Genomic DNA, 22137 nt, shown 5'->3' on the forward strand with positions numbered 1-22137 from the left:
TTAATAAGGTATGCAAAACTTTGATTCCGTAGGAAGAAGAAAAGTCGCCACCGCCAGGGTTCGTTTGACACCCGGTACCGGCAAGCGCATCATCAACAAAGTGCACATGAAGAAATATCTGCAACGCGAAACCTTGGAAATGGTTGTGGAGCAGCCTCTGCTGACCGTTGGAATGTCCGAGAATTTCGACGTGTACGTAAATGTAACCGGTGGTGGTCTCAGCGGCCAGGCCGGAGCCATACGTCATGGCATTTCCCGCGCTCTTTGTGAATACGATGAAAACTTGAGACCTGCACTCAAAGCCCACGGATTCCTGACTCGCGACCCCCGTATGGTGGAGCGGAAGAAATCCGGACGTCCGAAAGCCAGAAAGAAATTCCAGTTCTCAAAACGTTAATACATCCGGGGTTTGGGGAACAAATTCCCTTATTGGAACAATGACGATATTTGGAATAGCGAATCTTTCACAGACACTTGGCACTAAAGCCAAAATTAACCACCAAAGCGAGTTGCAAGGCGGTGAGGGGATAGCCCCTCTGAATTGCGTATATCCTTTGGCGGAGCACTTAACCGTAGATTAGGAGAAAATTAAATGTCCGTTGTATCTATGAAACAACTGTTGGAAGCCGGTGTTCACTTTGGCCACCAGACTTTCAAGTGGAATCCCAAGATGAAAAAGTACATTTTCATCAAACGCAATGGGATCCACATCATCGACCTCAAACAGACAGTCGATGCCATCAACGAAGCCTATCAGTTCATGAAAGAAGTGGCGAGCCGGCAGGAATATATCCTCTTTGTGGGAACCAAAAAGCAGGCTCAAAGCTCCATTCGCGAAGCTGCAGAAAAGGCAGGAGTTTTTTACGTAAATCAACGCTGGTATGGCGGTATGCTCACCAATATGTCCACCATCCGCCAGAGCATTGAAAAGATGAAATACTTCGAGGAAATAGAAGCTGACGGTACCCTCAACAGCTACACCAAGCTCGAAGCTCAGAAAATGAAACGTATGCACGACAAGATCGAGTTTTCCCTGGGCGGAATCCGCGATATGGACGCCAAACCGGGAGCGATCTTTGTAGTGGACACCGAGCATGAAGACATTGCAATCCACGAAGCACGCATATTGGGTATACCCATCATCGCCATGGTGGATACAAATTGCGATCCCGATCTGGTGGATTATGTAATCCCTTCAAACGACGACGCCACCCGTGCCATAGCTTTGATCGCCGACATCATGGCCAATGCCGTATTGGAAGGCCGCGGAGCCGCTACTGAAGGCCAAGATATCTCTGAAGTGATAGCCGAAGAAGAAGTAGAAGCCCCCGAAACTCAAAGCGAAGGACAAGAAGAACTGGTAGCCGAAATGGCTGCCTCAGAACAATAAGGAAATCCTTGCGTGCCGGTGATTTCCGGCACGCTTCATCTCATCTCATTTATCTTAAGGAGTAATAAAATGGCAGAGATTACCGCAACCATGGTAAAAGAATTGCGCGAGAGAACCGGAGTAGGCATGATGGAGTGCCGTAAAGCTCTGGTGGAAACAGGTGGCAATATGGATGACGCCATCAAATATCTGCGCGAGCGCGGAATATCCAAAGCCGAGGCCAAAAGCCTGCGCGAGACCAAAGAAGGAATCATCTACTCGTACATCCATTTCAACAACAAGATTGGTGTATTGATCGAGCTGAATTGCGAATCCGACTTTGTGGCCAGAACCGACGAATTCAAAGCTTTGGCAGAAGAGATCGCCATGCAGATCGCTGCCACCAATCCATTGGCTATCACCGCTGATGCTATCCCTGCAGACATTATCGAACGCGAGAAAGAAATCGCCAAAAATAAAGCCATCAACGAAGGTAAGAAACCTGAATTCATGGACAAAATCATCGAAGGCAATATTCGTAAGTATTGTAGCGAACACGCTTTGATGGAACAAGGACTGATCAGCGACGAGAAGAGAACAGTGAAAGACCTGTTGACCGACGCTGTGGCCAAAACCGGCGAAAACATCCAATTAGCCCGCTTTGTTCGTTTCTCCCTGGGCGAGTAAAAAGCCTTAAACCAAGGATGAACAGCGCTTTCAAACCCGAAAAAATCAACCGGCTGATGCTGAAGCTCAGCGGAGAAATCCTGGCCGGACCCGCCGGTTTCGGCTTCGATAACAAAGTGTGCGACAAGCTGACAGACGAATTGATCGAGATCAAAAACGAAGGATACGGGATTGCAGTTGTATTGGGCGGTGGAAACATCTTCCGAGGCGGTAGCTGGAAAGGCGAAAGCCTGAACCGGGTTACTCTGGACAACATCGGTATGCTCGCCACCATCCAAAACGCCCTCTTTCTCTGCGAAATATTGCAGGCAAAAGGCTGTGCCGCTGAAGTCTTCTCCAGCTTTGTATTGGACAAGATTGCCAGGCATTACAGCGCCGCAAAAGTGCAGGAAGCTCTCGCCAAAGGCAAAATCTGCTTTGTGGCCGGAGGTACCGGAAATCCGTATTTTACTACCGATACTGCCGCCGTTCTGCGCTCTATCGAACTGAAACTGGATATCGTAATGAAAGCTACCAAAGTGGATGGTCTTTACAGCGCAGATCCCATGAAAGATCCCGGAGCGAAGTTTATCCGCGAGGCTACTTTCCAAACCTGTCTGGAGAAGCGTCTCGGAGTAATGGATCTCACTGCCTTCTCCCTGGCCGCAGACAACAATATGCCCATCAAGATATTCAACATAACCAAAACGGGAAACCTGAAAGCTGCTCTCCAGGATGCCGACACCGGCACTTATATCCATCCCTAAGAGCGAGGTACACAATGCAAGAACTCAAAAACAACTCTACGGAAAAAATGCAGAAATCCTTTGATTCGCTGTTACACCAGTATACTAAAGTGCGTACCGGAAGGGCAAGTGCGTCCATCCTGGATGACATCCGGATAAACTATTATGGACAGCCCACTCCCGTGAAACAGCTCTGCAACATCTCCATTCCCGAGCCCCGCACCATCGTAGTGCAGCCCTGGGATAAAACCACTCTGGCAGACATCGAAAAAGCCATCCTGGGCGCCAATATCGGCATTACCCCAGAGAATGACGGCAATGTGATCCGCTTGCCCTTCCAGCCACTCACCGAGGAAAAACGCAAAGATATCGTGAAAAACCTGAAGAAAATCAGCGAGGAAACCCGCGTGGCAATCCGTAATATCCGTCGTGACGCCAATGATCAGGCCAAAAAAATGAAGAAAGACAGCGAGATCAGCGAAGACGACGAAAAGAAACTCCTCAAAGAAGTACAGGATATCACCGACGAGTGGATCAAAAAGATCGACGAAGTGGAAAAAGCCAAAGAAAAAGAAATAATGGAAGTGTAAGGCACTCCATTGCGATATATAGAACCGGTTTCCCCTGGGAAGCCGGTTTTTATGTGAAATTAATGGAATTCTTTAGTGCAACTGAGTAGTACGCCGACCACAGTCCCTTCTCGTCGGGTAAAACAGGAAATTATCCGCAAGACCTTCCGCTACTCTGTGCGGGAAGGTATCTTTGCACAGGTGTATGGCAATCTGGCGCAGATCGGCAGCTCATTTATCACCAAACTGATGGTGATGCTGGGTGCCACACCGCTACAATACAGCCTGCTTTCAGCCTTGGGACAACTCTCGGCGATCTGGCAGCCTTTGGGAGTGGCATTTTCCCACCATACCTCCCAAAGGAAGTGGCCCTGCGTGTGGATAACCGCTGTGGGACGTTTTCTTACGCTCTTTTTGGGACTGGCCTTGCTCTTCAAAGACCAACAGCAGGGAATATGGTTTATGCTGGCACTACTCTTTTTCAGTGCCGGGTTTCAGGCAGTGGGCGCCAATATCTGGATTGCCTGGATCAGCGACCTCATCCCCCTCAGGATCCGGGGACGCTTCTTTTCCACCCGCAATCAGATCCTCCTGATTATTGGCTTGATCTTCAGCTATCTGATATCCTACCATGTGGATCTCTTTGAACACAGTTCCAAAGCCATGCGCTACAAGATCATGCTGGGGCTGGATGCCTTCTTTGTGCCCCAGAATCAAGCCATCTTCTTGGCCTTTGTATATATCTTTGCCTCCATCATCGGCATCATCGGACTCTTCTTTTTGAGCCGGCAACCGGAGCGTAAACGGCTGCATCACAATGCAAAAAGCCTGCGCGAGATATTCCGTGAACCTTTTATGGACAAAGACTTCCGTTTGCTGCTTGTTTTTGGCTCGCTATGGATGTTTGCTACTGGAGTTGGCAGTCCCTTCTGGGGGCCTTTCATGCTGAAGAACCTGCAGATGGGCCTGTTTCAAGTGCAGATGTATAACACTCTACACATGGGCTCTTCGCTATTGGCATTCAGCTTTTGGGGCAGATTCATCGATCGCTTCGGCAATAAAACCGCAATGAAGATTTGCGTGTGTCTGGGCGGTTTGAACCCCGTATTCTGGCTCTTTATGAGTGCACAGAACTACTCCCTGCTCTGGCTTGAAGGTGTGTTAAGCGGATTTATGTGGGCTGGAACCGGGATTGTGACCACAAACTTTGTGCTCTCCATTGCCCCAAAACGGCGGGAGCAAGCTTATAGCGGCATCTATGCGGCAGTTACAGGTATCTTTATGATGAGTTCAACCCTGGCCAGCGGTGTCTTCTACCCCAATAGCCTGGATCTCGGTTTTCGCACTCTGGATCCGGAACAAGTGGTATTCGGAGTGGGTGCGCTCCTGCGCTGGGCAGCCATCATCCCTCTGATGCTGGTGCGCGAACATCGGAGCGTGCCTCTACGAGAAGCGCTTGCTTTCACTTTCAGCCGATTGATTGGCTGGCGTTTGAGGGTAGGTAAACGGGATTGAGAAAACGCTGCAGTTTATCTGAGCATTTATTGACTTTCGCATTCAGGATCGATATTCAATGCATCTTAAGGGCTTTTAGTATAGCATTTATGCAGGGCTTCAGGATATGCATCCTTGCAATGCAGGCTTTCCACCACGATGCTATGGTAGTTATCGTTAGTCTTCTACCTTGCACGTTCCATCTGCGAAGCCAAAACACTTGACACACACAGCCTTATTGCATAAATGGCAAAAACATATGATGGAGGTCTCGTTGATGCGCAGACTCTTTGCCCTGCTGCTCTTCTTTCCGCTCTTTCTGAGCGCCAATGAAGCGGAACAACGCTATTTGACAGACTATCTGCGGGTAATTGGTGATCTCAACGGAGCAGAGACCGTCTTCCATTATTCCGGTACTGTATATAGTATTGTGCCAGATCAGAAGAGCATGGAGCTCTTTGATTTTGAGGGTTTTAGCATCGCCAGAATTGACAGCAGCGAGGCCGGCTACCGTCTGATGGGAAAAGAGGTGGGGCTATTTTTGGATCATCGCACTTCAGAGGTACTAAAGAACTGGAGAAATCCCTTCACGCAAGCAACGGTCCCCGTAATCCACATCTGGAACGATCCCGTAAACCAACGCTTTGAATACGATGCCAAGACTATCCCCTATATCCGGCAGTTTCTGCCTTCCACAGTGATCGAAGAAAGCATCGTATATCACTCGGAGCTCTTTCCCTTCTATCCGCACGTACTCTCCCGCAAACTCTTTGGAGATCATGTTCAGAGCGACTACTTTCAATCTGCCGAGTTGCGCGAGTATCGGGCAAAACTGGCTGATCTGGAAAATGTTCAAGCCAGTTCTGTGCCTGCTGAGATATCCTTTACCTGGATATGCCCCTGGTTACCCTTCATGAGGATGGGAGACCGCGAAGGACAGATGCTCTTTGTGCTGAGAGGCAGAAAGCTGGAGCATGGCTATAGTGATCTGCCACAACACATCCGTGACACCGTAAAGAGTATTAACCCGGACTTTGCACATAGCCCACGGGAATATCTGGAACCAGACATGAATCCTTGGATCTATTTTAGAGATCTTCAGCAAAACACCGTGGAAACTCCCTGATGTATCAACCAATAACACTTATAGCATATAGCTCTATAGAGAGGTAGATTTGTTTATCGATTATGCAAAAATCCGCATCAAAGCGGGTAATGGCGGAGATGGCGCAGTAAGCTTCCGGCGCGAGAAGTTTGTCCCCAAAGGCGGCCCCGACGGCGGTGATGGCGGTCGTGGAGGCAGCATCATTGTAAGGGGGGACACGAACGTGAATACCCTGTTGGATTATCGCTTTACTAAAACCTTCAAAGCCCCAAACGGCATTCCCGGTGCCGGAGGGCGCAAAACCGGACCCAGCGGGGAAGACTTGATCCTGCCTATGCCTCTAGGCACGGAGATATTCCAGATTTTGGAAAATGGCAAGAAGATCAAACTGGCCGATGTTACAGAAGCCGAAGAGCTTGTAGTGCTGGCAAAAGGGGGGCGCGGAGGTAAGGGAAACAGCAATTTTGCCACGCCCACAAATCAAGCGCCACGCCACGCCACACCGGGTAAACACACCGAAGAAATTGAACTGGAATTAGTACTGAAACTAATGGCCGATGTGGGACTGGTGGGCTTTCCCAATGCCGGTAAATCCACTCTGCTCTCTGTGCTTTCCGCCGCTCGTCCCAAAATCGCTGATTATGAATTTACCACTTTGGAACCAATGCTGGGAGTAGTGAAAGTCTCTGATTATCGGCACTTTGTAATGGCAGACATCCCTGGCATCATCGAAGGCGCTCACATGGGTAAGGGCTTGGGACATCAGTTCCTGCGCCACATTCAACGTACCAGCATACTGCTCTATCTCATCGATATCAACAGTGAAGACCCCGTGGAAGCCTATCGCTCTCTGAAAGCGGAACTGTATCTCTACGATAGCTTTATGGAGAAAAAGCCCTTTACGATACTCCTCAGCAAGATCGATACCATCCCCGAAGCGGAACGAATTGCCAGAATCGCAGAAGTAAGCGAGCTGTTCCGACAGATCACTTCACACAAAGTACTGGCCGTCTCCAGCGTGGGCAATATCGGCTTGGAAGCGCTGAAATACCATCTTTATAAACAGATACAGGATTCACTGTGACACAGGAACAATATCAGAGCTGGCTATGCCTGAAAACCGCTCCGAAACTTAGCTTCCGGCAGTGCCTGGAACTACTGAATCATTACCCCGAACCCACAGAATTTGTTGGGCACAAAGATCATCCCCTGTATCATAGCGGCCTGGTCGATGCTGAAAGTTCGGTATATCTGCAAGCTGGAGCTCTGCCCGCAAACTTCACTCAGATTCAAAAGCTGATGCAGCATTACAACATCCGGGCTTTGAACATTCACGAATATCCCGCCCGTCTGCGTGACATCTATGCGGCGCCTTTGATCCTATATTACCGCGGCAATCCGGATTGCTTGCAAAGAGAGAAGAATTTGGGTGTAGTGGGAACCCGACATCCCACGGCTTATGGCAGAGAAATGTGTGTGAAGCTGATCTCTCCATTGTGTCGGCAAAAGGTGAACATCATTAGTGGATTGGCTCTGGGAGTGGATTCCGTAGCCCATCATACTGCCCTGAAGGAAGGAACCAGCACCGTGGCTGTGATGGCCTGTGGTTTGGAAAATACCTATCCGCCCCAGAACCGGGATTTGGCAGACAGAGTGATCCAAAACGGCATCCTGATCAGCGAATATGAACCGGGTACAAAGCCCGACAGATGGAACTTCCCCGCCCGAAATCGCATCATCAGCGCATTGTCTGAACTGGTCTTTATCGTAGAAGGACACATCGACAGCGGTGCCCTGCTCACCGCCAAAAACGCTTTACAACAAAACCGCGATGTCTGCGCTATGCCAGGAAATATCAATAACCGCAACGCCGAAGGACCCAATCATCTCATCAAACACGGTGCTTCCCTCATCAACTGCCCCGAGGATCTGCAGCTCCTGATGGGACTTCAGACCGATAAAGTACCTCAGATCGAGCTGGAATGCATCCTCAGCGCCGATGAACAACTGGTGTGTGACCTTCTTAAGACAGAGCAAAAAGCCCTCGCTTTCGATGAAATCCTGGTAACAACCCGCTTCAGCGTAGGCAGGCTCTCCACTGTGCTCACCAATCTGGAGTTGAAGGGACTCCTGGCCAAAGAGGGAGGCAGCAGCTTCTTTTTGCTCTAATAATTTGTCAAGGCACGAATGTCGTTTTGCTACTGGACTGCCAAACTCCAATTTGCCTGATAATCTACCAAACGGTTCAAAAGCTTTATTCATCCTCTGGTTTATCGATACTTGAACCTGATATTATCGGGTTATCATCGAGTGAACACAGGATGATAACGGCTTGATATCAGCTTCAGCACTGCATAGAACAAAGGGAAAGAGGAGAATGATCCAAAGGCTTCCTTCGGTCGCTATGACAATTCGTAGATTACCACACCTTGCCTGACATGACTCTCGTTACCCCGCACTCATGTACTTCAACAATGCCATAAATGCCTTGAAATGGCGTTTATTGATGCGCTCCACCATATTCTGAGAAGGATGTGTGATGCTCTGTCCCCAGCGGTTTACGCCTCCCACCTCTATCAGCATTGCTGCAGCATTCTGACTGTGGTAAAAGAAGTTACGCGCATTCCCCACTCTGGAACTACTGCCCCTGTGCACTGTGTATGTGCCCCGATAGTAATCCCGTGGTACCTTTGCGGCATAGAATTCTGCCAACTCCTGCAGTTTCAGATAAGAGGAGCTCTCCTCGGCAACCGCAGGCAAAAAGATACGTTCGTTCAATGCTCCGGTGATGGATGAATGATAGAAGATGGCAAGCTCAAAGGGAATCTTGCGGCTCAGGCTGATGATAGCCTTGACTTCGTCTTCGGAGGAGGGATCACTGCCTTTGTAATATGAACTCATGTGATTGACCTCTGTGTCCTGATCCCAAAATACAGGGTAATTGCGGTTCAAATCCACTCCGTCGGTACGCAGATCCAGTTTCCCATTTTCATCTGTATCACGGTTGTTTTTGCGCTTCACACGCGTAGATCCGTCACTCACCACTCGCCAGCCTTCCGGATTGATGCTCGGCACTATCCAAATGCGATATTCCTCCAACACTGCCCGAATCCCAGCATCACTCTGCCCGCCGCTACTGAGTTCGCGGATCATATGTTGACTGATAGCCAGCCCCAAAAGCTCGTCTGCATGATGCTGCCCGATGATCAGGATGTTGCGGTTTCCCTTCCCAATTTCGACAGCATAGATGGGTAAATGTTCTGTGCCGGAAAAACCCAGGATGCGATGCTCAATGGATCCAGGATATTGGCCAATAATGGAATTCAGAAACGGCAGCAGATCATGGTATCTTGGCAGGGCAGAGCTGAATGGGTATTGATTTATGCCCTGATATACGCAGCCAGTGATTAGAAACATGCTTCCCAGCCAGATGGCAAGACCCTGTATTGGTTTCATTGGTGGATTTCCCGCCAGGCTTCGTTTATCATATCCAGATCAAAGCCTTTCCGATACAGCGAGGCAAATATCTTCTCTTTGGCTTTGCGAGGTTCTTCATCGCGGTATTTGTGCAGCAGCGCGGAGATCTGTTCTATCAGCTTTCCCAGGTTTTGCTCCGGTTCATCCAGCTCTTGAATCAGTTCATCACAAATCTCACGGGGGATGCGATGTTCGCTCAGCTTTTGCAAGATGGCGCGGCGGCTCTTTCCGCGTTCCAGCAAAGCTGAGATATATAGTGTAGCAAAACGCCGGTCATCGATGTAGTGCTTATCTTTACAGATGCCGATGCATTGTTCAATGATGGATACGTGATACTGCTGTTTATACAGGTAGTTACGGCATTGATATTCGCTATGTTCGCTTTTGGCCAGGTATTCGGTGATCTGCGCCCAGGCTCTTTTACGTAGTTCGTTCTTTAGCTCTTCAGTGCGGCTTTCATCGATCTGAAGCTCTGCCGCAAAGGGAAAAAGGTAATGGAGGGTTCCGGTTGGCAGAACCCCCCACAATTCATTGTCCAGACTTAGATAACTGAGGCGTTTATTCTTCGTCCAATACTTCAGAATCATTGTCGGTGTTTTCGCCGATGAACTCTTCCGGGGTCACTTTGGCTCTCAGTTTATCTTCGATTTCCTGCAAAAGATTGGGATTTTCGGAAAGATACTGCTTGGTTTTCTCCAGACCCTGCCCCAGTTTTTCATCGTTATAGGCATACCAGGATCCGCTCTTCTTCACGATATCATAGTTGGAAGCCATATCGATTAGGATGTCCAGATGAGAGATACCTTCGCCAAAGATGATGGGGAATTCTACTGTTTTGAACGGTGGGGCAAATTTGTTCTTCACCACTTTCACCTTGGTGCGCGCACCCACTACCTGAGTATCGCCGCCAGTTTCTTTGATGGCGCCGGCAAAACGCACTTCCAAGCGCAGGGAACTGTAAAACTTCAGCGCCACTCCGCCGGTGGTAGTTTCAGGATTCACAAACGCAGGAGCGCCAATCTTGATGCGGGTTTGGTTGATGAAGATCACTGCTGTGTTACTCTTTGATACTATGGCAGTAAGCTTGCGCAGAGCCTGGCTCATCAGACGTGCTTGCAGGCCTACATGGCTGTCTCCCATATTGCCTTCTATCTCCTGTTTTGGCACCAAAGCTGCCACAGAGTCCACAATGATCAGATCCACTGCAGAGCTTCTTACCAAAGTCTCAGTTACTTCCAGTGCCTGCTCTCCGCCGTCCGGTTGAGATAGCAGCATGTTATCGGTCTGAACGCCAAGTCTTTTGGCATAAGATACATCCAGAGCATGCTCCGCATCCACGAATGCCACGATCCCGCCCAGCTTCTGACACTCTGCTGCCACATGCAAACTGAGGGTTGTTTTTCCGCTTGCTTCGGCGCCATAGATCTCTGTAATCCTGCCTTTTGGCACGCCGCCAATACCGAGGGCGATATCTAGATTGAAAGCTCCGGTGGGAATAACATCGACTGTCTTCATGGGTTTGTCTCCCAGGCGCATTAAAGTGCCCACTCCGAATTTCTTCTCAAGTTGGGAAATAGCGGTTTTCAAGGCTGCATCTTTGTTTTTATCCAGCATTTTTCCTCCGTTTTATTTTAGATTATACTGTTCTATTATCTCGTATCTGGGACCATCCGGTCTCAGAAGGCTTTTGTACAGGATCATGGTATCCCATATCATCTCTTCCCGGGGTATAGAGTAGGACAATGCGGCACGCTCAAAATCCGGGCTTTGGTGCGTCTTGATGCGCCCCAGAGTGACGTGCAACTCCAGTTTTTGGGGATCTGCTTCAATACCCAGCAGCCGGAGGCTATTAAGTGTCTGCCGTTTCAGAGTCCTCAAAACCTGATCTTCACCGCTCAGTTTCAACCAGATCAGGCGCGGAAAGCGATAAGGGAAAAGCTCGATCCCTTCGGCTTGCAACACCGCCGCAGTATGCCGCTTGGCTTCACGCCCCAATAGGTCTTTTAGTTCCGGTAATCTATGCTCTGCCACCTCTCCAATGAAATTCACGGTTAGGTGCAGGTTTTCGGGCTTCACCCAGTTGATTCCGGTATGTTTGATGCCTTGCAGATAGACCAACGCATCCTCAAGCTGCTGTTTCAGCTTTTGCGGAAGCGGAAGAGCTACAAAGAGGCGCATCAGCGCTTGTATCCGATATCCAACAGGAATTTCTTGCGATGACTGATGTCGGTATCCAACTCCACTCCTTTGGGAGAGTAACCGTCCACCACACCCAATATACCGCAGCCCTGAGGGGTTTCAACCACTATCGCCGAGGTGGGATTTGCCGTAGCGCAAAAGATATGCACTACTTCGCGGCAAGCTTTTACCGCCGGTAAGACATTGATGGGGAAGGCATCACGCATCACGATCATGAAACAGTGTCCCGCCTTCAGCATGCGCAAGTTCTGCACTGCACACTCGATGAGTTCATTGTCTGTGCCTTCTTTGCGGATCAGACAGGGTCCGGATGCCTCGCTGAAGGCCAAACCAAACCGGATACCGGGAACGCTGTTTACCATTGCTTCATACAAATCTTCCACTGTCTTGATGAAGTGACTTTGTCCCAGAATGATATTGCAATCTTCAGGAAAGCTAAGCTGGATACTTTTAAGTTCCATGTGGTACCTCATGTGCCTTATAGTGATTACTCAAGATAAAATAAGTGCTTCGTGATGTCAAGCAAAATGCTTAATTATCCTGCATTGCAGAAAGCATTTCCTCCAAAATGGCGCGCGCGTGTTCCTTGGCTCCCTCTCCCATTTCCGCTACCGGACCCACACATGCCGGGCAGCCGTCTTCACAAGGGCAGTCTCTCACCTGATCCAGAGCGGCTTTCAGCACCTTATCCTGGATCTCATAGAGCTTTTTGCTGAGACCTATTCCCCCCGGCACCATATCATAAAGCGCAATTACCGGAGCCCCATTTGCCAGATCAGATTCCGGCTCGAAATGCAGGCCCAAATCTGAAGGATCGGACATTACAAAGAATGGCGCCAGATTGTGGATGAGATACGCCAAACCAGCTATGCCGCTCTGCACTCTTACCCGCTGTTCCGCCAGATGATGACAGCGCGGACACAAGGTAATCAGATTGGCGGGATCGTTTGCCTGAAGTGCACTATTGAACTTTCTGAAAGGCACTTTGTGATGCACATCCCATGCCCTGTCATTCTCTTTTGCGCCACAGCTTGCGCAACGATATCCGTCCCGCTCCCGGATCGCAGCACAGAGCTTGTTCCAAGCCTTGCCATAGTCATTGGGATCGCTGTTCCACAACCCTTTTTGGCGGATTTTGTCCACCACCTTGTGTGAAATAGATATCCACCACGCCACCGTATCCAATTCCTGCGGCGGCAGATCCAGCTCTTCCACACCCAGGTTTTCCATATTACCAAACCGGATCTTTTTGAAACCTGTGACTCTGGTGACCACCTTCACCCGCCCCTGATGCTTTTGCCCCCAATTGTATTGATGCTGCAATTGCAGTTGTTGAACACTCAAATCGCTCTCCTGCAGAGCTTGGGTGTAATAATCTGCCATAAAAGGCTTTATCCTCACCACTCCTTTATCCATATCCAATTGCTCCACGATCCATGTCTCCCCCGCATGCAGATAGACGGCATGAGGATGCGTCATCCACAGAGCGCTGGCTGAATCCGCATATCCGATGCATTCGTCCTCCGCCAGAATCGGATACACATCCGAGGCATTGCGCAAAGAGACCTCTCCAGCCGGATAGCGCTCTCTGATACCCAGATATTTATCACCCAGCTTACGGATTCTACCCTCTGCCTCCAATATCTCCAGATAAGCGCTTAGCTCCGTATAGTCCATATTTCCAAAGCTTTCCCCTTCTTTGAATGAAAGCTCCGATACCGCGCAATCCAATTGCTTCAGCAGAATCTCGGTATTTTGGGGATCGATCAAGGCCTGCTCCGGATTGGTCTGCCAGAGATATTCCGGATGATGGCAGATGTATTGATCCAGGGGATTGGAGCCCGCCACCAAGATTGCCAGCGCCGGCCGGCCCTTTCTGCCCGCCCGTCCTGCTTCCTGACGCATTCCGGCAATGGATCCCGGATAGCCGTTGATGATGGCCAGATCCAAGCCGCCGATATCTATCCCCAGTTCCAGTGCGTTTGTAGATATAATCAGCTTTAAACGCCCTTCACGCAGGTCTTTCTCGATCTTGCGCCGCTCTGAGGGCAGATAACCGCTGCGATATGGAGCAATCTGATCCTGCCAGGTATTGGGCATGTGCAGCAAGAGCATTTCCACACTGCGCCGGGTTACGCTGAAGAGGATGCTCTGCAAAGCGTAAGACAGCGCCAGTTTCGCCAAAGTAACCGATTCCATCATCGAACTGCGCCGTATCCCCAAATCCTGCTGCACCAAGGGCGGATTCACGATGAGATAATGCCGTTCTCCTTGTTCGGAAGCATCTTCACAGATATCACACACCGATGTTCCCAGCAGATTCTCTGCCAGTTCCCGGGCATTTCCCAATGTGGCGGATGTGCATATAAATATTGGATTTACATTATACATCTTGCAGATTCGCCGTAAGCGCACCAAAACATTGGCAAAGTGCGAACCCAGCACTCCGCGATAATAGTGCAGTTCATCGATCACCACATACTTCAGGCGTGACAGGAACGAAGACCACAAGGCGTGATTCGGCAATATCCCGATGTGCAGCATATCCGGATTACTGGCCACCACATCGGCTTGCCTGCGGATTTTACTGCGTTGATTGGTAGGTGTATCGCCGTCGTAGATGGCGCTGAAGATGCGCTTCCCGCTTACAGCCGCCAAGGAAGTGCAATATCCTGCCAGCTTTTGTGATTGATCCTGAGCCAAAGCCTTGGTTGGATACAGCAACAACGCTTTTCCTTTGGTTCCGCTGGCAGCTTCCTGCAATATGGGCAGCCAGTATGCCAGGCTTTTACCGCTGGAAACCGATGTGCTGATCACGATGTTTTGCCCCTCAAAGACTTTATGCAAAGCTGCAACCTGGTGTTGATACAGCTCCGTAATTCCCTGCTTGGCAAGGATTTGTTGGATATCTTTGTGAATGTAGTCCGGGAACGCTTGCCTAATCGCCTTGCGCGGCTCATACACTTGCGAGGATACTATGGTAGTTGCGTGCCGGGGAGTTGCCAGCAACTCCTGTAGGTAGTCTTCCAGTGCGCTCATCAGGGCAATATCACCTGTTTCAGTATCCTGCTTTGCCCCGGTGTATCTACTTTCAGGAGATATATACCCGCGCATAGTTTTGCACCGCGATACCGGTATTCCCGCAGCCCTCGCTCCCGCAGAATCCTTTGTCCCCGGATGTTATACACTTCCAGATCAAAAGGTTGCTCATGCTTCAGATAAAAGCTTTCCCGGGCAGGATTTGGTCCATGTATAAATGCCGGAGCGGTCTCATCTTCATTTCCCACCCAACCATTTTCGCCCACGACCGCCAGATCATCGATGCAAAGCATTGCCGCATTCGCCGATACGCAGTTTATCGCCAGATTTATGTCAATTGCACTATATGCGCTGATGTCATACTCGTAATAGGTCCAATCTGCCGGTACCGAGATGAAGGCCTCAGAGTGGATTGTGCTGAACTGATGCGGCTCTCTACCCGTTGTGGAGATCATCACCCGCAAACGCTCCAAACCGTAGGCAGAAGAGAGGCTACGCGCCCAAAAGCTGAGCTTGGAATTGGTTCCCGGCCTTAGATTTGGCAGGATCAGCCAGTCGTCATTGGGCGGATTGATAGCGCTAAGTGAAGCTATCATACTGGAACCTGAATGAGCACTAATCTGCAGGGGCGGAATGCATTGAGTTGGAGCAAAAGAGATCCAGGGCATGCTTTCTGAAGCGCCGGGAAAGCTAAAGGAATCCGGTGTCCAGGTGGGCGATCCATCCTCATCCAGATTGTCAAAGCTGCCAAAATCTGTCTGAAACGGCTCCAGACTCTCAAACGATTGATAGAGTATATACTGCGCTCCTCCATCGGGGATTTCGATGAAGAATGTATTCGATGGCTCGGATAGCTCGCCGCCTCCGTATTCTGCCCGAACATAATAGCTATAAGATTCTCCCGCTTGCACTTGTGTGTCACTATAATAATTGGATGAGCAAACACAGTAGAAGTAATCATTCCGATACAGACGGTAACCTGCCACATCCCCAACCGGCGGATCCCATGTAAGCTGAACAGCATCATCCACATAGCATCCCGTAAGATTGGAGGGCACATCCAAACCACCGGAATCCTCAAAATGCAACCTCAGATAACTCAGCGCATTGGTGCTATAGAACGTCTCCGGCGGATTTTGCGGATCGGGATTATCGACCAGACTTTGATAGAATAGCGCATGGGGACTATCAAGCGTCCAACACACGAAATCGTCGCTGCTGCTACCGGTGCCATAGCTGTTTTCATCCACCGCCAATACCAGATTTTGCTCTCCGGAATAGTTATACGACTGCTGCAGCGGGATCACCAGCCAGCCCGATCCCGGTAAGCCTGAACTGAACATATCGGCAGCAAGCCAGGCATCGAAAACCAGGCTAAGCTGATCCACATCAATCCAGTCCTGCATAGTATCGGCAGAGCTTTCGCCCATGTAGATCTTCCAGGCTTTGTTACCCTCAAAAAAGATGCTGCTACTGACGTTGTACTTGAAGCCGATATGCGTGATGGTTCCGGAAAGGGGGATTTCTTCGGCGGGAAAAAGCTGTTGCGTGTAACTGTATTTCGCCAGGGGCTCAATGGGCAGGTGTTGATCCAAATAAGTCTCGTAGCCGATGGTGACAATCTGAGCGTTTAACTGCCACTGGATCAAAGAGAAAAGGAGAATAATCCCAATGCAGAAGCGAAGGATGCCCGCTCCCGGGGAGGGCGTTGCAGTCATAATATTTCCACCATTGTTTTGATGATTTCAAGCTTGGGATTATTGACCGAGGTGTCAAGGATGTTTTTTGGCGTGGTCTTCCTGCTCTTGGATTCAACAAGATTTAAAGGTGATATTGTCCCGTTATCATCGAGTGACCACAGCTTTATAACGGGATGATATCTGCTTCATATCCGCTTGATTCTCCGGGGATGAATAGGCAATGAAGCCTGATATGACATTATTTCTCGTTATAAATAAAAAACGTGGGGAGCACCGGGCGGTGTCCCCACGATTCGGAGGGCATTCTATGTAGGGTCTGTAGGCTAAAAACATAAAATGCATAGCTTGGATTTTTGTCAAGAAAGAAATTTGATTCTCGAAGATTTGTTGTAAGAGACTGTCCAGATCGCTTACTATCACGCCATCGCTATCCATTGCCCACAAATCATATTCCGGGCCAAGCTCGTTTTTGCTGAGCACCATCTGCGGCAAGACGGACATATCTAACGCATGAGATATGGAGCCCATATAATACTGTTCTGCATCAAACAGAGGATGTGCCAGTACACTGATATCCGGGAGTGAGATTTCAGGTTCTGCTTTGGATTTGTTGCATGCATTCATCAGCAAAAAAGCTGAGCGTAATTGCCACATAAAGGACGAAGTTCAATCTTTTCACCTTCTCTCTCACTGCCAATATAGCTTTATGGTTGTTTGTTACAAAATAATCCTGTTATCTCATCCGGCAATTCTGCAGATATCAAGCGTGGTTTCTTAGTTTCAGTTCGATGGGATGAGGCTGCAAGTACACCTGATCCGCGAGGTACTCCTTGCTGTATTTGCGCACATAGTGATTTATCAGGGTGATGGGGACAATCAGGGGTATCAGTCCATCTTTGTACTGCGAGATCAACAGGATAAGTTCCTGTTTTTCAAAGCTATCCAGATCGTTTTTGAAATAACCCAGGAGGTGCAGCAGTACATTTTGGTGCTTACTGGGGCAGGCGTGTGCACTACAGGCAGTCATCAGCTTTTCAAAGTACAGCTTGGCAAATTCATTGATCGGATAGTCCTTGATGTCTGCTACCATCTTGCCCATTTCACGGTAGTGTTTGGGGCTATGTGCCATCAACAGGTATTTGTGTACTGTGTGAAAGCGAATCAGGCTGCCTGGCGTAAGTCCTTCATTTACTAAGTTATTCCAACTGTGCATCACAAACATGCGTTCTATGAAGTTTTCGCGCAGGACAGGATCGTGCAGACGGCCTTCTTCTTCTACCGGTAAATGGGGAAAGGCTTTCATTAGTTCTTTTGCAAAGATGCCCACTCCGGATTTAACTGCGGCTCCGCCATGCAAGGGATACACTTTCACGCGCTCCATGCCGCAAGAAGGGGATTTGCTTTTCAGGATGTAGCCGCAGAGCTGTTCTTTAGCCAATTTTTCTATCACCGGCGCACACCAGTCAAGCATCTGTTGAGTGTAGTCTTTGGCTGTCTTGTGTGTCAGCATCCGATAGTCGTCTTTTGTACCCTGCAGATTCAGCGCTTCCCGTGGGATGGGCATGCCGCAATCGTGTTCGGGACAAAGATGGATGAATTCGCAGTATTTTCCCAGGGTATCCACAACCCAGGAGTCATATTTGTGGCCGCCGTCATAGCGCACTTCGTGCCCCAGAAGGCAGCTTGATACGCCCAGCTGTATCTTGTTCACTTTGTGGTACGGATCCAGGTTTCGGTTCTGCCGGCCAGGGCAATGCCGATGAAACCTCTCAGTGCCAGAGTGTTGTTGTTCACCATTTCTCCTTTGGCAGAGTAGGTTTTGCCGCTTTTGGGATCGTAGACCTTGCCGCCGCTGTATTTGCTTTTGCCGTCGAACTTCAATCCGGTAAGCACTTGCAAGCCCATCAGGGGACGTTTGGCAAGCTTTGCGTCCGGATTGCGAAAGTCGGTTTTGGGATTTCCCTTGGCATCGTTGGGCTCGCGCAACCAAACGATATTGCCGATAAAGGTACCGGCTTCAGTTTGGCTGATCTCGATTTTGCTGCTTTTTTCGCCATTGAACCACACACCGTTGATGCGGTCTGCATTTTGAGCAAAGGCAGGCAGGCAGATGAGCAGAGCGAAGATGATCATGAGGATGTATTTCATAAATACTCCCGGATTTCTAGAGGATGCCACAGCGCTTCAAGATATAATCCGCATGCTTCAGATAGCGATCGTAACTGAAGATGGCGGAGATGGTATCTAGGCCCAGAGCATCACGGATTTCGCGGTTTGCGAGGATCAGACTCTTGAAGTCGTCACCATCGTTTATGGATTTCATGGCTTCTTTTTGGACCATTGCGTAGGCATTTTCACGGGTCATGCCGCTGTTTGCCAGATGCAAAAGCAAGGCTTGGGAAAACACCAGACCACGGGTGAGTTCTATGTTTTTCATCATGTTTTCGGGGTATATCGCCAAAGTCTCAATCATGGCGCTGCTTTTTACCAGCATGTAGTGGATGAGGATGCAGCTATCCGGCAATATCACGCGCTCTACGCTGGAATGAGAGATGTCACGCTCGTGCCACAAAGCGTTGTTTTCCATGGCGGCGTCGGCATTGGCGCGCAGTATCCGGGCCAGGCCGCAAAGCTGTTCACTAAGGATGGGATTGCGTTTGTGGGGCATGGCGGAACTGCCTTTTTGCCCTTTACTGAAGTTCTCTTCCGCTTCGCGCACTTCAGTGCGTTGCAGATGGCGAATCTCCAGAGCCATCTTCTCCAGAGTGGAGCCGATCTGTGCTATAGTGAAGAGGAATTGGGCATGACGGTCGCGCTGAATCACCTGTGTGGAGATGTTTACCGCCTGCAATTCCAGGTGTTTGCAAGCGCGCTCTTCCACTTCCGGATCCAGATGCGCATAATTGCCCACCGCTCCGGAGATTTGACCAACACTTACCACGCTGATGGCATCTTCCAGGCGCTTGATGTTGCGCTGGGTTTCGTCATACCATAGTGCAAATTTCAGCCCGAACGAGGTAGGTTCGGCATGGATACCGTGACTGCGCCCCATACAAAGGGTGTGACGGTGCTCTCTGGCCTTTAACTTCAGGTTTTCCGCCAAGCGGTGCAACTGGGACAGGATCAATTCACCGGCTTGCTTCAATTGCAAAGCGGTAGCAGTGTCCAACACATCCGAAGAGGTCATTCCATAATGAATCCAGCGGGATGCGGGGCCCACATATTCGGCTACATTGGTGAGGAAAGCGATCACATCGTGACGTGTGCTTTCTTCGATCTCGGCAATGCGTTCCACATCAAAATCCGCTTTATCACAGATATCGTTGTAGTCCGCTGTGGGAATCTTGCCCATCTCATGCATCGCGGCTGCGGCGGCTAATTCCACCTCCAACCAGCAACGATAGCGGTTCTCAAGCGTCCAGATGCGTTCCATTTCCGGTAGAGTGTAGCGGGCTATCACTGTTCCCCCATAAAGCCTTTCAAAAGGTCAAACAGACCTCCTTGGTTGAGGATGTCCATGAGGCCGTCTGATGTGGCTTCCTTGCGCTCCAATGCTATTATCTGCGGGGGCTCATAATCCACGCTGTCGAAGATGAGTGTGGCAGCCATGCCTTTACCAATACGGAGATCCAGTTCATCCAGATCTCCCTTGGAGTTATAAGCTGCTTCCAGGCGTGTGCCGGATGCTTTGTCCACCGCGGATTCCAGTTGATAGTTCTTGCGGAATCTGATCTCCAGACTGTCCCGGATAATGGCTTTGTTGGCGATGATCTCAGCGCCAAAGCGATCAAAGATCTGTTCAGAAGAGGACAGCGCAGACAAGGGAGACATAGGGATTTTGTCGGCTATATTGAGCGCTTCCAAGGCAGGCATCAGGGTGGATTTCAGGCTGAAGTATTCGCCCATATAGATGCTGACCAGCGGGGATCCCGTAGCGCCCATAAGGCCGCCTTCGATGATGTCCATGCGCATCTGATCCATGCTTTTGGCTATATGGAAGGGCTTGCGCAGGCTAATTCCGAAAGCGGAAATCTCGGCAATCCCGTCTCCGGAAAAGCTCTCCCACTTCTTTAGTTCCCGCTTCAGCTTTTCTTCTTCACTCAGCCGCATATTGCTGCTGCATGCGGCCGATAAAAACATGGTCAGTACTATTATCAAAAATATGCTAAAGCGCTTCATCGCGCCTCCTGTAAATGTGCCAGAATCCAATTCCCGCAGATATCACCATCAGCAGAGAAAGGAATTGGCCTATAGTCATTATACCGAAGATGAAGCCAAAATCCTCATAAAAACTAATATCGTCCGGTACGCGCACAAATTCGATAAGGAACCGGACTACACCGTAGAAAGCAATGAAGGCCCAAAATACAGCACCATCTTTCAGCTTTTTTCCCAATAGATACCATGTAAATAGACCCAACAGCAGTCCCTCCGCTATCATCTCATATAGTTGGGTGGGATGTCGGGGAAGCTCTCCCGCACCGGGAAAGATCATGCCCCAAGGCAATGTGGTTACTTTGCCCCAGAGCTCGGCATTGATAAAGTTTCCCAAACGTCCCAATCCCAGTCCTATCGCCGCCAAAGGCATGGCAGGATCGGCAATTTTGTAAAAAGTAAGCTTATACTTTCTACAGAAAAGGATGCCGGCTATGATCACTCCCAAAGCACCGCCATGAAAGCTCATACCGCCTTCCCAGACCGCAAAGATCATGAGCGGATTCTGAAGGTAGTATGGCAGGTTGTAAAAGAGGATATAGCCCAAGCGTCCGCCCAAAATCACGCCCAGCATGATGTAGAAGATGATGGACTCGTATTTCTCGCGCTCGAGCTCGATACCGCGCCGGCGCAGAAGCGGTCTATACAGAAAGTATGCCACCACAAAGCTCAATACATAAAAGAGCCCGTACCAACGGATATGCAAATCCAAGCCCAAGAAGGAGAAACTGGCTATTTCGGGACTGATATTGGGAAATCTAAGCATAATTATCTCTTGGTAATTTCGTCCAAACGGCGGATGATGAGATCCACGGCTTCGTCGCTGTCGCCCTCGAACTTTTCCACCTGTTTTTCGTGTTTGGGGCTAAAGATGTTCAACACCTGTGTAGGTGATCCATTCAGCCCTGTTTTGCTTTCGTCCAAGCCCAGATCACTGGCATTCCACACCGTCATCTCCACACTTTTGGCATTGCGTTTTCCGCGCAGAGAAGGCAGACGCGGCGTATTGATCTCTTTCACCACAGAGATCAGCGCAGGTGTGCAGATCTCCAGAGTGTCATAACCGTCTTCCATCAGACGTTGTACACGCACTTTATGGCTGTCTAGGCTTTCGATCTTGCGCACAAAGCAGGTTTGCGGGATGTCCAGATGCGCTGCGATGCCGGGACCCACCTGAGCGGTATCGCCGTCTATCGCCTGCTGTCCGGTAAGGATAAGATCAAAATCTCCTATGCGTTTGATCGCAGCAGCCAGAGTGTAGCTGGTAGCCCAGGTATCGGCACCGGCAAATTTACGGTCGGAAAGCAGGATGATCTCATCCACACCCAGGGATACTGCTTCCCGGAGAGTGCTTTCCACCTGAGAGGGGCCCATGCTGATGGCTACTACAGTGCCACCGTGAGCCTCTTTCAGCCGCACCGCTTCTTCCACTGCGTATTGGTCGAAGGGATTCAGGATGCTTTCCACACCCTCACGCACCAAGGTATTGGTAACGGGATCAATCTTGATTTCAGTAGTATTGGGGACTTGTTTGATGCATACTATAAAACGCACATCA

The 22137-nt window shown here is 49.6% G+C and carries 22 protein-coding genes; 9 read left to right on the plus strand and 13 right to left on the minus strand.

The genetic code is table 11. The features are described from left to right. Nucleotides 1-10 precede the first annotated feature (10 nt). From rpsI to dprA, 9 genes are all read left to right on the plus strand, one after another. Nucleotides 11-397, plus strand: a complete 387-nt coding sequence (gene rpsI, locus PHF32_00420; GenBank protein MDD4559194.1) for a 30S ribosomal protein S9 — start codon at nucleotides 11-13, stop codon at nucleotides 395-397. A 195-nt stretch (nucleotides 398-592) separates the two neighbouring features. Next, entirely contained in the window at nucleotides 593-1390 is a 798-nt protein-coding gene (gene rpsB, locus PHF32_00425; GenBank protein ID MDD4559195.1) for a 30S ribosomal protein S2, read from the plus strand. Between the two features lie 69 nt (nucleotides 1391-1459). Further along, entirely contained in the window at nucleotides 1460-2056 is a 597-nt protein-coding gene (gene tsf, locus PHF32_00430; GenBank protein MDD4559196.1) for a translation elongation factor Ts, read from the plus strand. Nucleotides 2057-2073: 17 nt separating this feature from the next. Next, nucleotides 2074-2802, plus strand: a complete 729-nt coding sequence (gene pyrH / locus PHF32_00435; GenBank protein MDD4559197.1) for a UMP kinase — start codon at nucleotides 2074-2076, stop codon at nucleotides 2800-2802. 14 nt (nucleotides 2803-2816) lie between these two features. Then, nucleotides 2817-3371 carry a ribosome recycling factor gene (gene frr / locus PHF32_00440; GenBank protein ID MDD4559198.1) on the plus strand — a complete coding sequence of 185 codons (555 nt, stop codon included), beginning with the start codon at nucleotides 2817-2819 and terminating at the stop codon, nucleotides 3369-3371. Nucleotides 3372-3446: 75 nt separating this feature from the next. Next, nucleotides 3447-4865 (plus strand): MFS transporter, encoded by a 1419-nt coding sequence (locus PHF32_00445; protein ID MDD4559199.1) that lies wholly within the window; start codon nucleotides 3447-3449, stop codon nucleotides 4863-4865. 256 nt (nucleotides 4866-5121) lie between these two features. After that, a complete protein-coding gene (locus PHF32_00450; GenBank protein ID MDD4559200.1) occupies nucleotides 5122-5970 on the plus strand; it encodes a DUF1838 family protein in 849 nt (282 codons plus the stop codon). Between the two features lie 49 nt (nucleotides 5971-6019). Further along, the gene (gene obgE, locus PHF32_00455) at nucleotides 6020-7033 is read left to right on the plus strand and encodes a GTPase ObgE (GenBank protein ID MDD4559201.1); all 1014 of its coding nucleotides are present in this window, start codon (nucleotides 6020-6022) and stop codon (nucleotides 7031-7033) included. Then, nucleotides 7030-8118, plus strand: coding sequence for a DNA-processing protein DprA (dprA, locus tag PHF32_00460; GenBank protein ID MDD4559202.1), 1089 nt, complete (start codon nucleotides 7030-7032; stop codon nucleotides 8116-8118). The genes obgE and dprA overlap by 4 nt, the downstream gene beginning before the upstream one ends. A gap of 279 nt (nucleotides 8119-8397) precedes the next feature. On the opposite strand, the gene PHF32_00465 is transcribed toward dprA, so the two are convergent. The 13 genes from PHF32_00465 to PHF32_00525 all read right to left on the minus strand — a co-directional run bounded on the left by PHF32_00465 (nucleotide 8398) and on the right by PHF32_00525 (nucleotide 22133). Further along, nucleotides 8398-9405, minus strand: a complete 1008-nt coding sequence (locus tag PHF32_00465) for a M14 family metallopeptidase (GenBank protein ID MDD4559203.1) — start codon at nucleotides 9403-9405, stop codon at nucleotides 8398-8400. Further along, on the minus strand, nucleotides 9402-10013 hold the full coding sequence (locus tag PHF32_00470) for a regulatory protein RecX (GenBank protein MDD4559204.1): 612 nt from the start codon (nucleotides 10011-10013) through the stop codon (nucleotides 9402-9404). The genes PHF32_00465 and PHF32_00470 overlap by 4 nt, the downstream gene beginning before the upstream one ends. After that, nucleotides 9985-11040, minus strand: a complete 1056-nt coding sequence (gene recA, locus PHF32_00475) for a recombinase RecA (protein ID MDD4559205.1) — start codon at nucleotides 11038-11040, stop codon at nucleotides 9985-9987. Before recA ends, PHF32_00470 begins: the two co-directional genes overlap by 29 nt. 12 nt (nucleotides 11041-11052) lie before the next feature. After that, nucleotides 11053-11604: an RNA 2',3'-cyclic phosphodiesterase gene (gene thpR, locus PHF32_00480; GenBank protein MDD4559206.1), complete on the minus strand. Its 552-nt coding sequence runs from the start codon at nucleotides 11602-11604 to the stop codon at nucleotides 11053-11055. Then, entirely contained in the window at nucleotides 11604-12086 is a 483-nt protein-coding gene (locus PHF32_00485; GenBank protein MDD4559207.1) for an adenosine-specific kinase, read from the minus strand. Before PHF32_00485 ends, thpR begins: the two co-directional genes overlap by 1 nt. A gap of 70 nt (nucleotides 12087-12156) precedes the next feature. Then, nucleotides 12157-14739: a DEAD/DEAH box helicase gene (locus tag PHF32_00490; GenBank protein MDD4559208.1), complete on the minus strand. Its 2583-nt coding sequence runs from the start codon at nucleotides 14737-14739 to the stop codon at nucleotides 12157-12159. After that, entirely contained in the window at nucleotides 14664-16382 is a 1719-nt protein-coding gene (locus tag PHF32_00495) for a choice-of-anchor J domain-containing protein (GenBank protein MDD4559209.1), read from the minus strand. The genes PHF32_00490 and PHF32_00495 overlap by 76 nt, the downstream gene beginning before the upstream one ends. Before the next feature lie 742 nt (nucleotides 16383-17124). Next, nucleotides 17125-18075, minus strand: coding sequence for a DUF523 and DUF1722 domain-containing protein (locus PHF32_00500; protein MDD4559210.1), 951 nt, complete (start codon nucleotides 18073-18075; stop codon nucleotides 17125-17127). Continuing rightward, complete coding sequence (locus PHF32_00505) at nucleotides 18072-18512, minus strand: DUF2147 domain-containing protein (GenBank protein ID MDD4559211.1); 441 nt, start codon at nucleotides 18510-18512, stop codon at nucleotides 18072-18074. Before PHF32_00505 ends, PHF32_00500 begins: the two co-directional genes overlap by 4 nt. A 16-nt stretch (nucleotides 18513-18528) precedes the next feature. Next, nucleotides 18529-19824 (minus strand): adenylosuccinate lyase, encoded by a 1296-nt coding sequence (gene purB / locus PHF32_00510; GenBank protein MDD4559212.1) that lies wholly within the window; start codon nucleotides 19822-19824, stop codon nucleotides 18529-18531. Beyond that, complete coding sequence (locus tag PHF32_00515) at nucleotides 19821-20543, minus strand: hypothetical protein (GenBank protein MDD4559213.1); 723 nt, start codon at nucleotides 20541-20543, stop codon at nucleotides 19821-19823. The genes purB and PHF32_00515 overlap by 4 nt, the downstream gene beginning before the upstream one ends. Continuing rightward, nucleotides 20530-21345 carry a prolipoprotein diacylglyceryl transferase gene (gene lgt, locus PHF32_00520; protein MDD4559214.1) on the minus strand — a complete coding sequence of 272 codons (816 nt, stop codon included), beginning with the start codon at nucleotides 21343-21345 and terminating at the stop codon, nucleotides 20530-20532. The genes PHF32_00515 and lgt overlap by 14 nt, the downstream gene beginning before the upstream one ends. Nucleotides 21346-21347: 2 nt before the next feature. Next, the gene (locus PHF32_00525) at nucleotides 21348-22133 is read right to left on the minus strand and encodes an electron transfer flavoprotein subunit beta/FixA family protein (GenBank protein MDD4559215.1); all 786 of its coding nucleotides are present in this window, start codon (nucleotides 22131-22133) and stop codon (nucleotides 21348-21350) included. Nucleotides 22134-22137: the final 4 nt, after the last annotated feature.

This window comes from Candidatus Cloacimonadota bacterium (assembly GCA_028706475.1).
In the GTDB taxonomy this organism is placed as follows: Bacteria; Cloacimonadota; Cloacimonadia; order Cloacimonadales; family Cloacimonadaceae; genus UBA5456.

What these genes read in the sequence shown, in the direction of transcription:
- rpsI (MDD4559194.1), top strand. Translation starts at nt 11, where the DNA reads ATGCAAAACTTTGATTCCGTAGGAAGAAGAAAAGTCGCCACCGCCAGG.
- rpsB (MDD4559195.1), top strand. Translation starts at nt 593, where the DNA reads ATGTCCGTTGTATCTATGAAACAACTGTTGGAAGCCGGTGTTCACTTT.
- tsf (MDD4559196.1), top strand. Translation starts at nt 1,460, where the DNA reads ATGGCAGAGATTACCGCAACCATGGTAAAAGAATTGCGCGAGAGAACC.
- pyrH (MDD4559197.1), top strand. Translation starts at nt 2,074, where the DNA reads ATGAACAGCGCTTTCAAACCCGAAAAAATCAACCGGCTGATGCTGAAG.
- frr (MDD4559198.1), top strand. Translation starts at nt 2,817, where the DNA reads ATGCAAGAACTCAAAAACAACTCTACGGAAAAAATGCAGAAATCCTTT.
- PHF32_00450 (MDD4559200.1), top strand. Translation starts at nt 5,122, where the DNA reads ATGCGCAGACTCTTTGCCCTGCTGCTCTTCTTTCCGCTCTTTCTGAGC.
- PHF32_00465 (MDD4559203.1), bottom strand. Translation starts at nt 9,405, where the DNA reads ATGAAACCAATACAGGGTCTTGCCATCTGGCTGGGAAGCATGTTTCTA.
- PHF32_00470 (MDD4559204.1), bottom strand. Translation starts at nt 10,013, where the DNA reads ATGATTCTGAAGTATTGGACGAAGAATAAACGCCTCAGTTATCTAAGT.
- recA (MDD4559205.1), bottom strand. Translation starts at nt 11,040, where the DNA reads ATGCTGGATAAAAACAAAGATGCAGCCTTGAAAACCGCTATTTCCCAA.
- thpR (MDD4559206.1), bottom strand. Translation starts at nt 11,604, where the DNA reads ATGCGCCTCTTTGTAGCTCTTCCGCTTCCGCAAAAGCTGAAACAGCAG.
- PHF32_00485 (MDD4559207.1), bottom strand. Translation starts at nt 12,086, where the DNA reads ATGGAACTTAAAAGTATCCAGCTTAGCTTTCCTGAAGATTGCAATATC.
- PHF32_00490 (MDD4559208.1), bottom strand. Translation starts at nt 14,739, where the DNA reads ATGCGCGGGTATATATCTCCTGAAAGTAGATACACCGGGGCAAAGCAG.
- PHF32_00495 (MDD4559209.1), bottom strand. Translation starts at nt 16,382, where the DNA reads ATGACTGCAACGCCCTCCCCGGGAGCGGGCATCCTTCGCTTCTGCATT.
- PHF32_00505 (MDD4559211.1), bottom strand. Translation starts at nt 18,512, where the DNA reads ATGAAATACATCCTCATGATCATCTTCGCTCTGCTCATCTGCCTGCCT.
- PHF32_00515 (MDD4559213.1), bottom strand. Translation starts at nt 20,543, where the DNA reads ATGAAGCGCTTTAGCATATTTTTGATAATAGTACTGACCATGTTTTTA.
- lgt (MDD4559214.1), bottom strand. Translation starts at nt 21,345, where the DNA reads ATGCTTAGATTTCCCAATATCAGTCCCGAAATAGCCAGTTTCTCCTTC.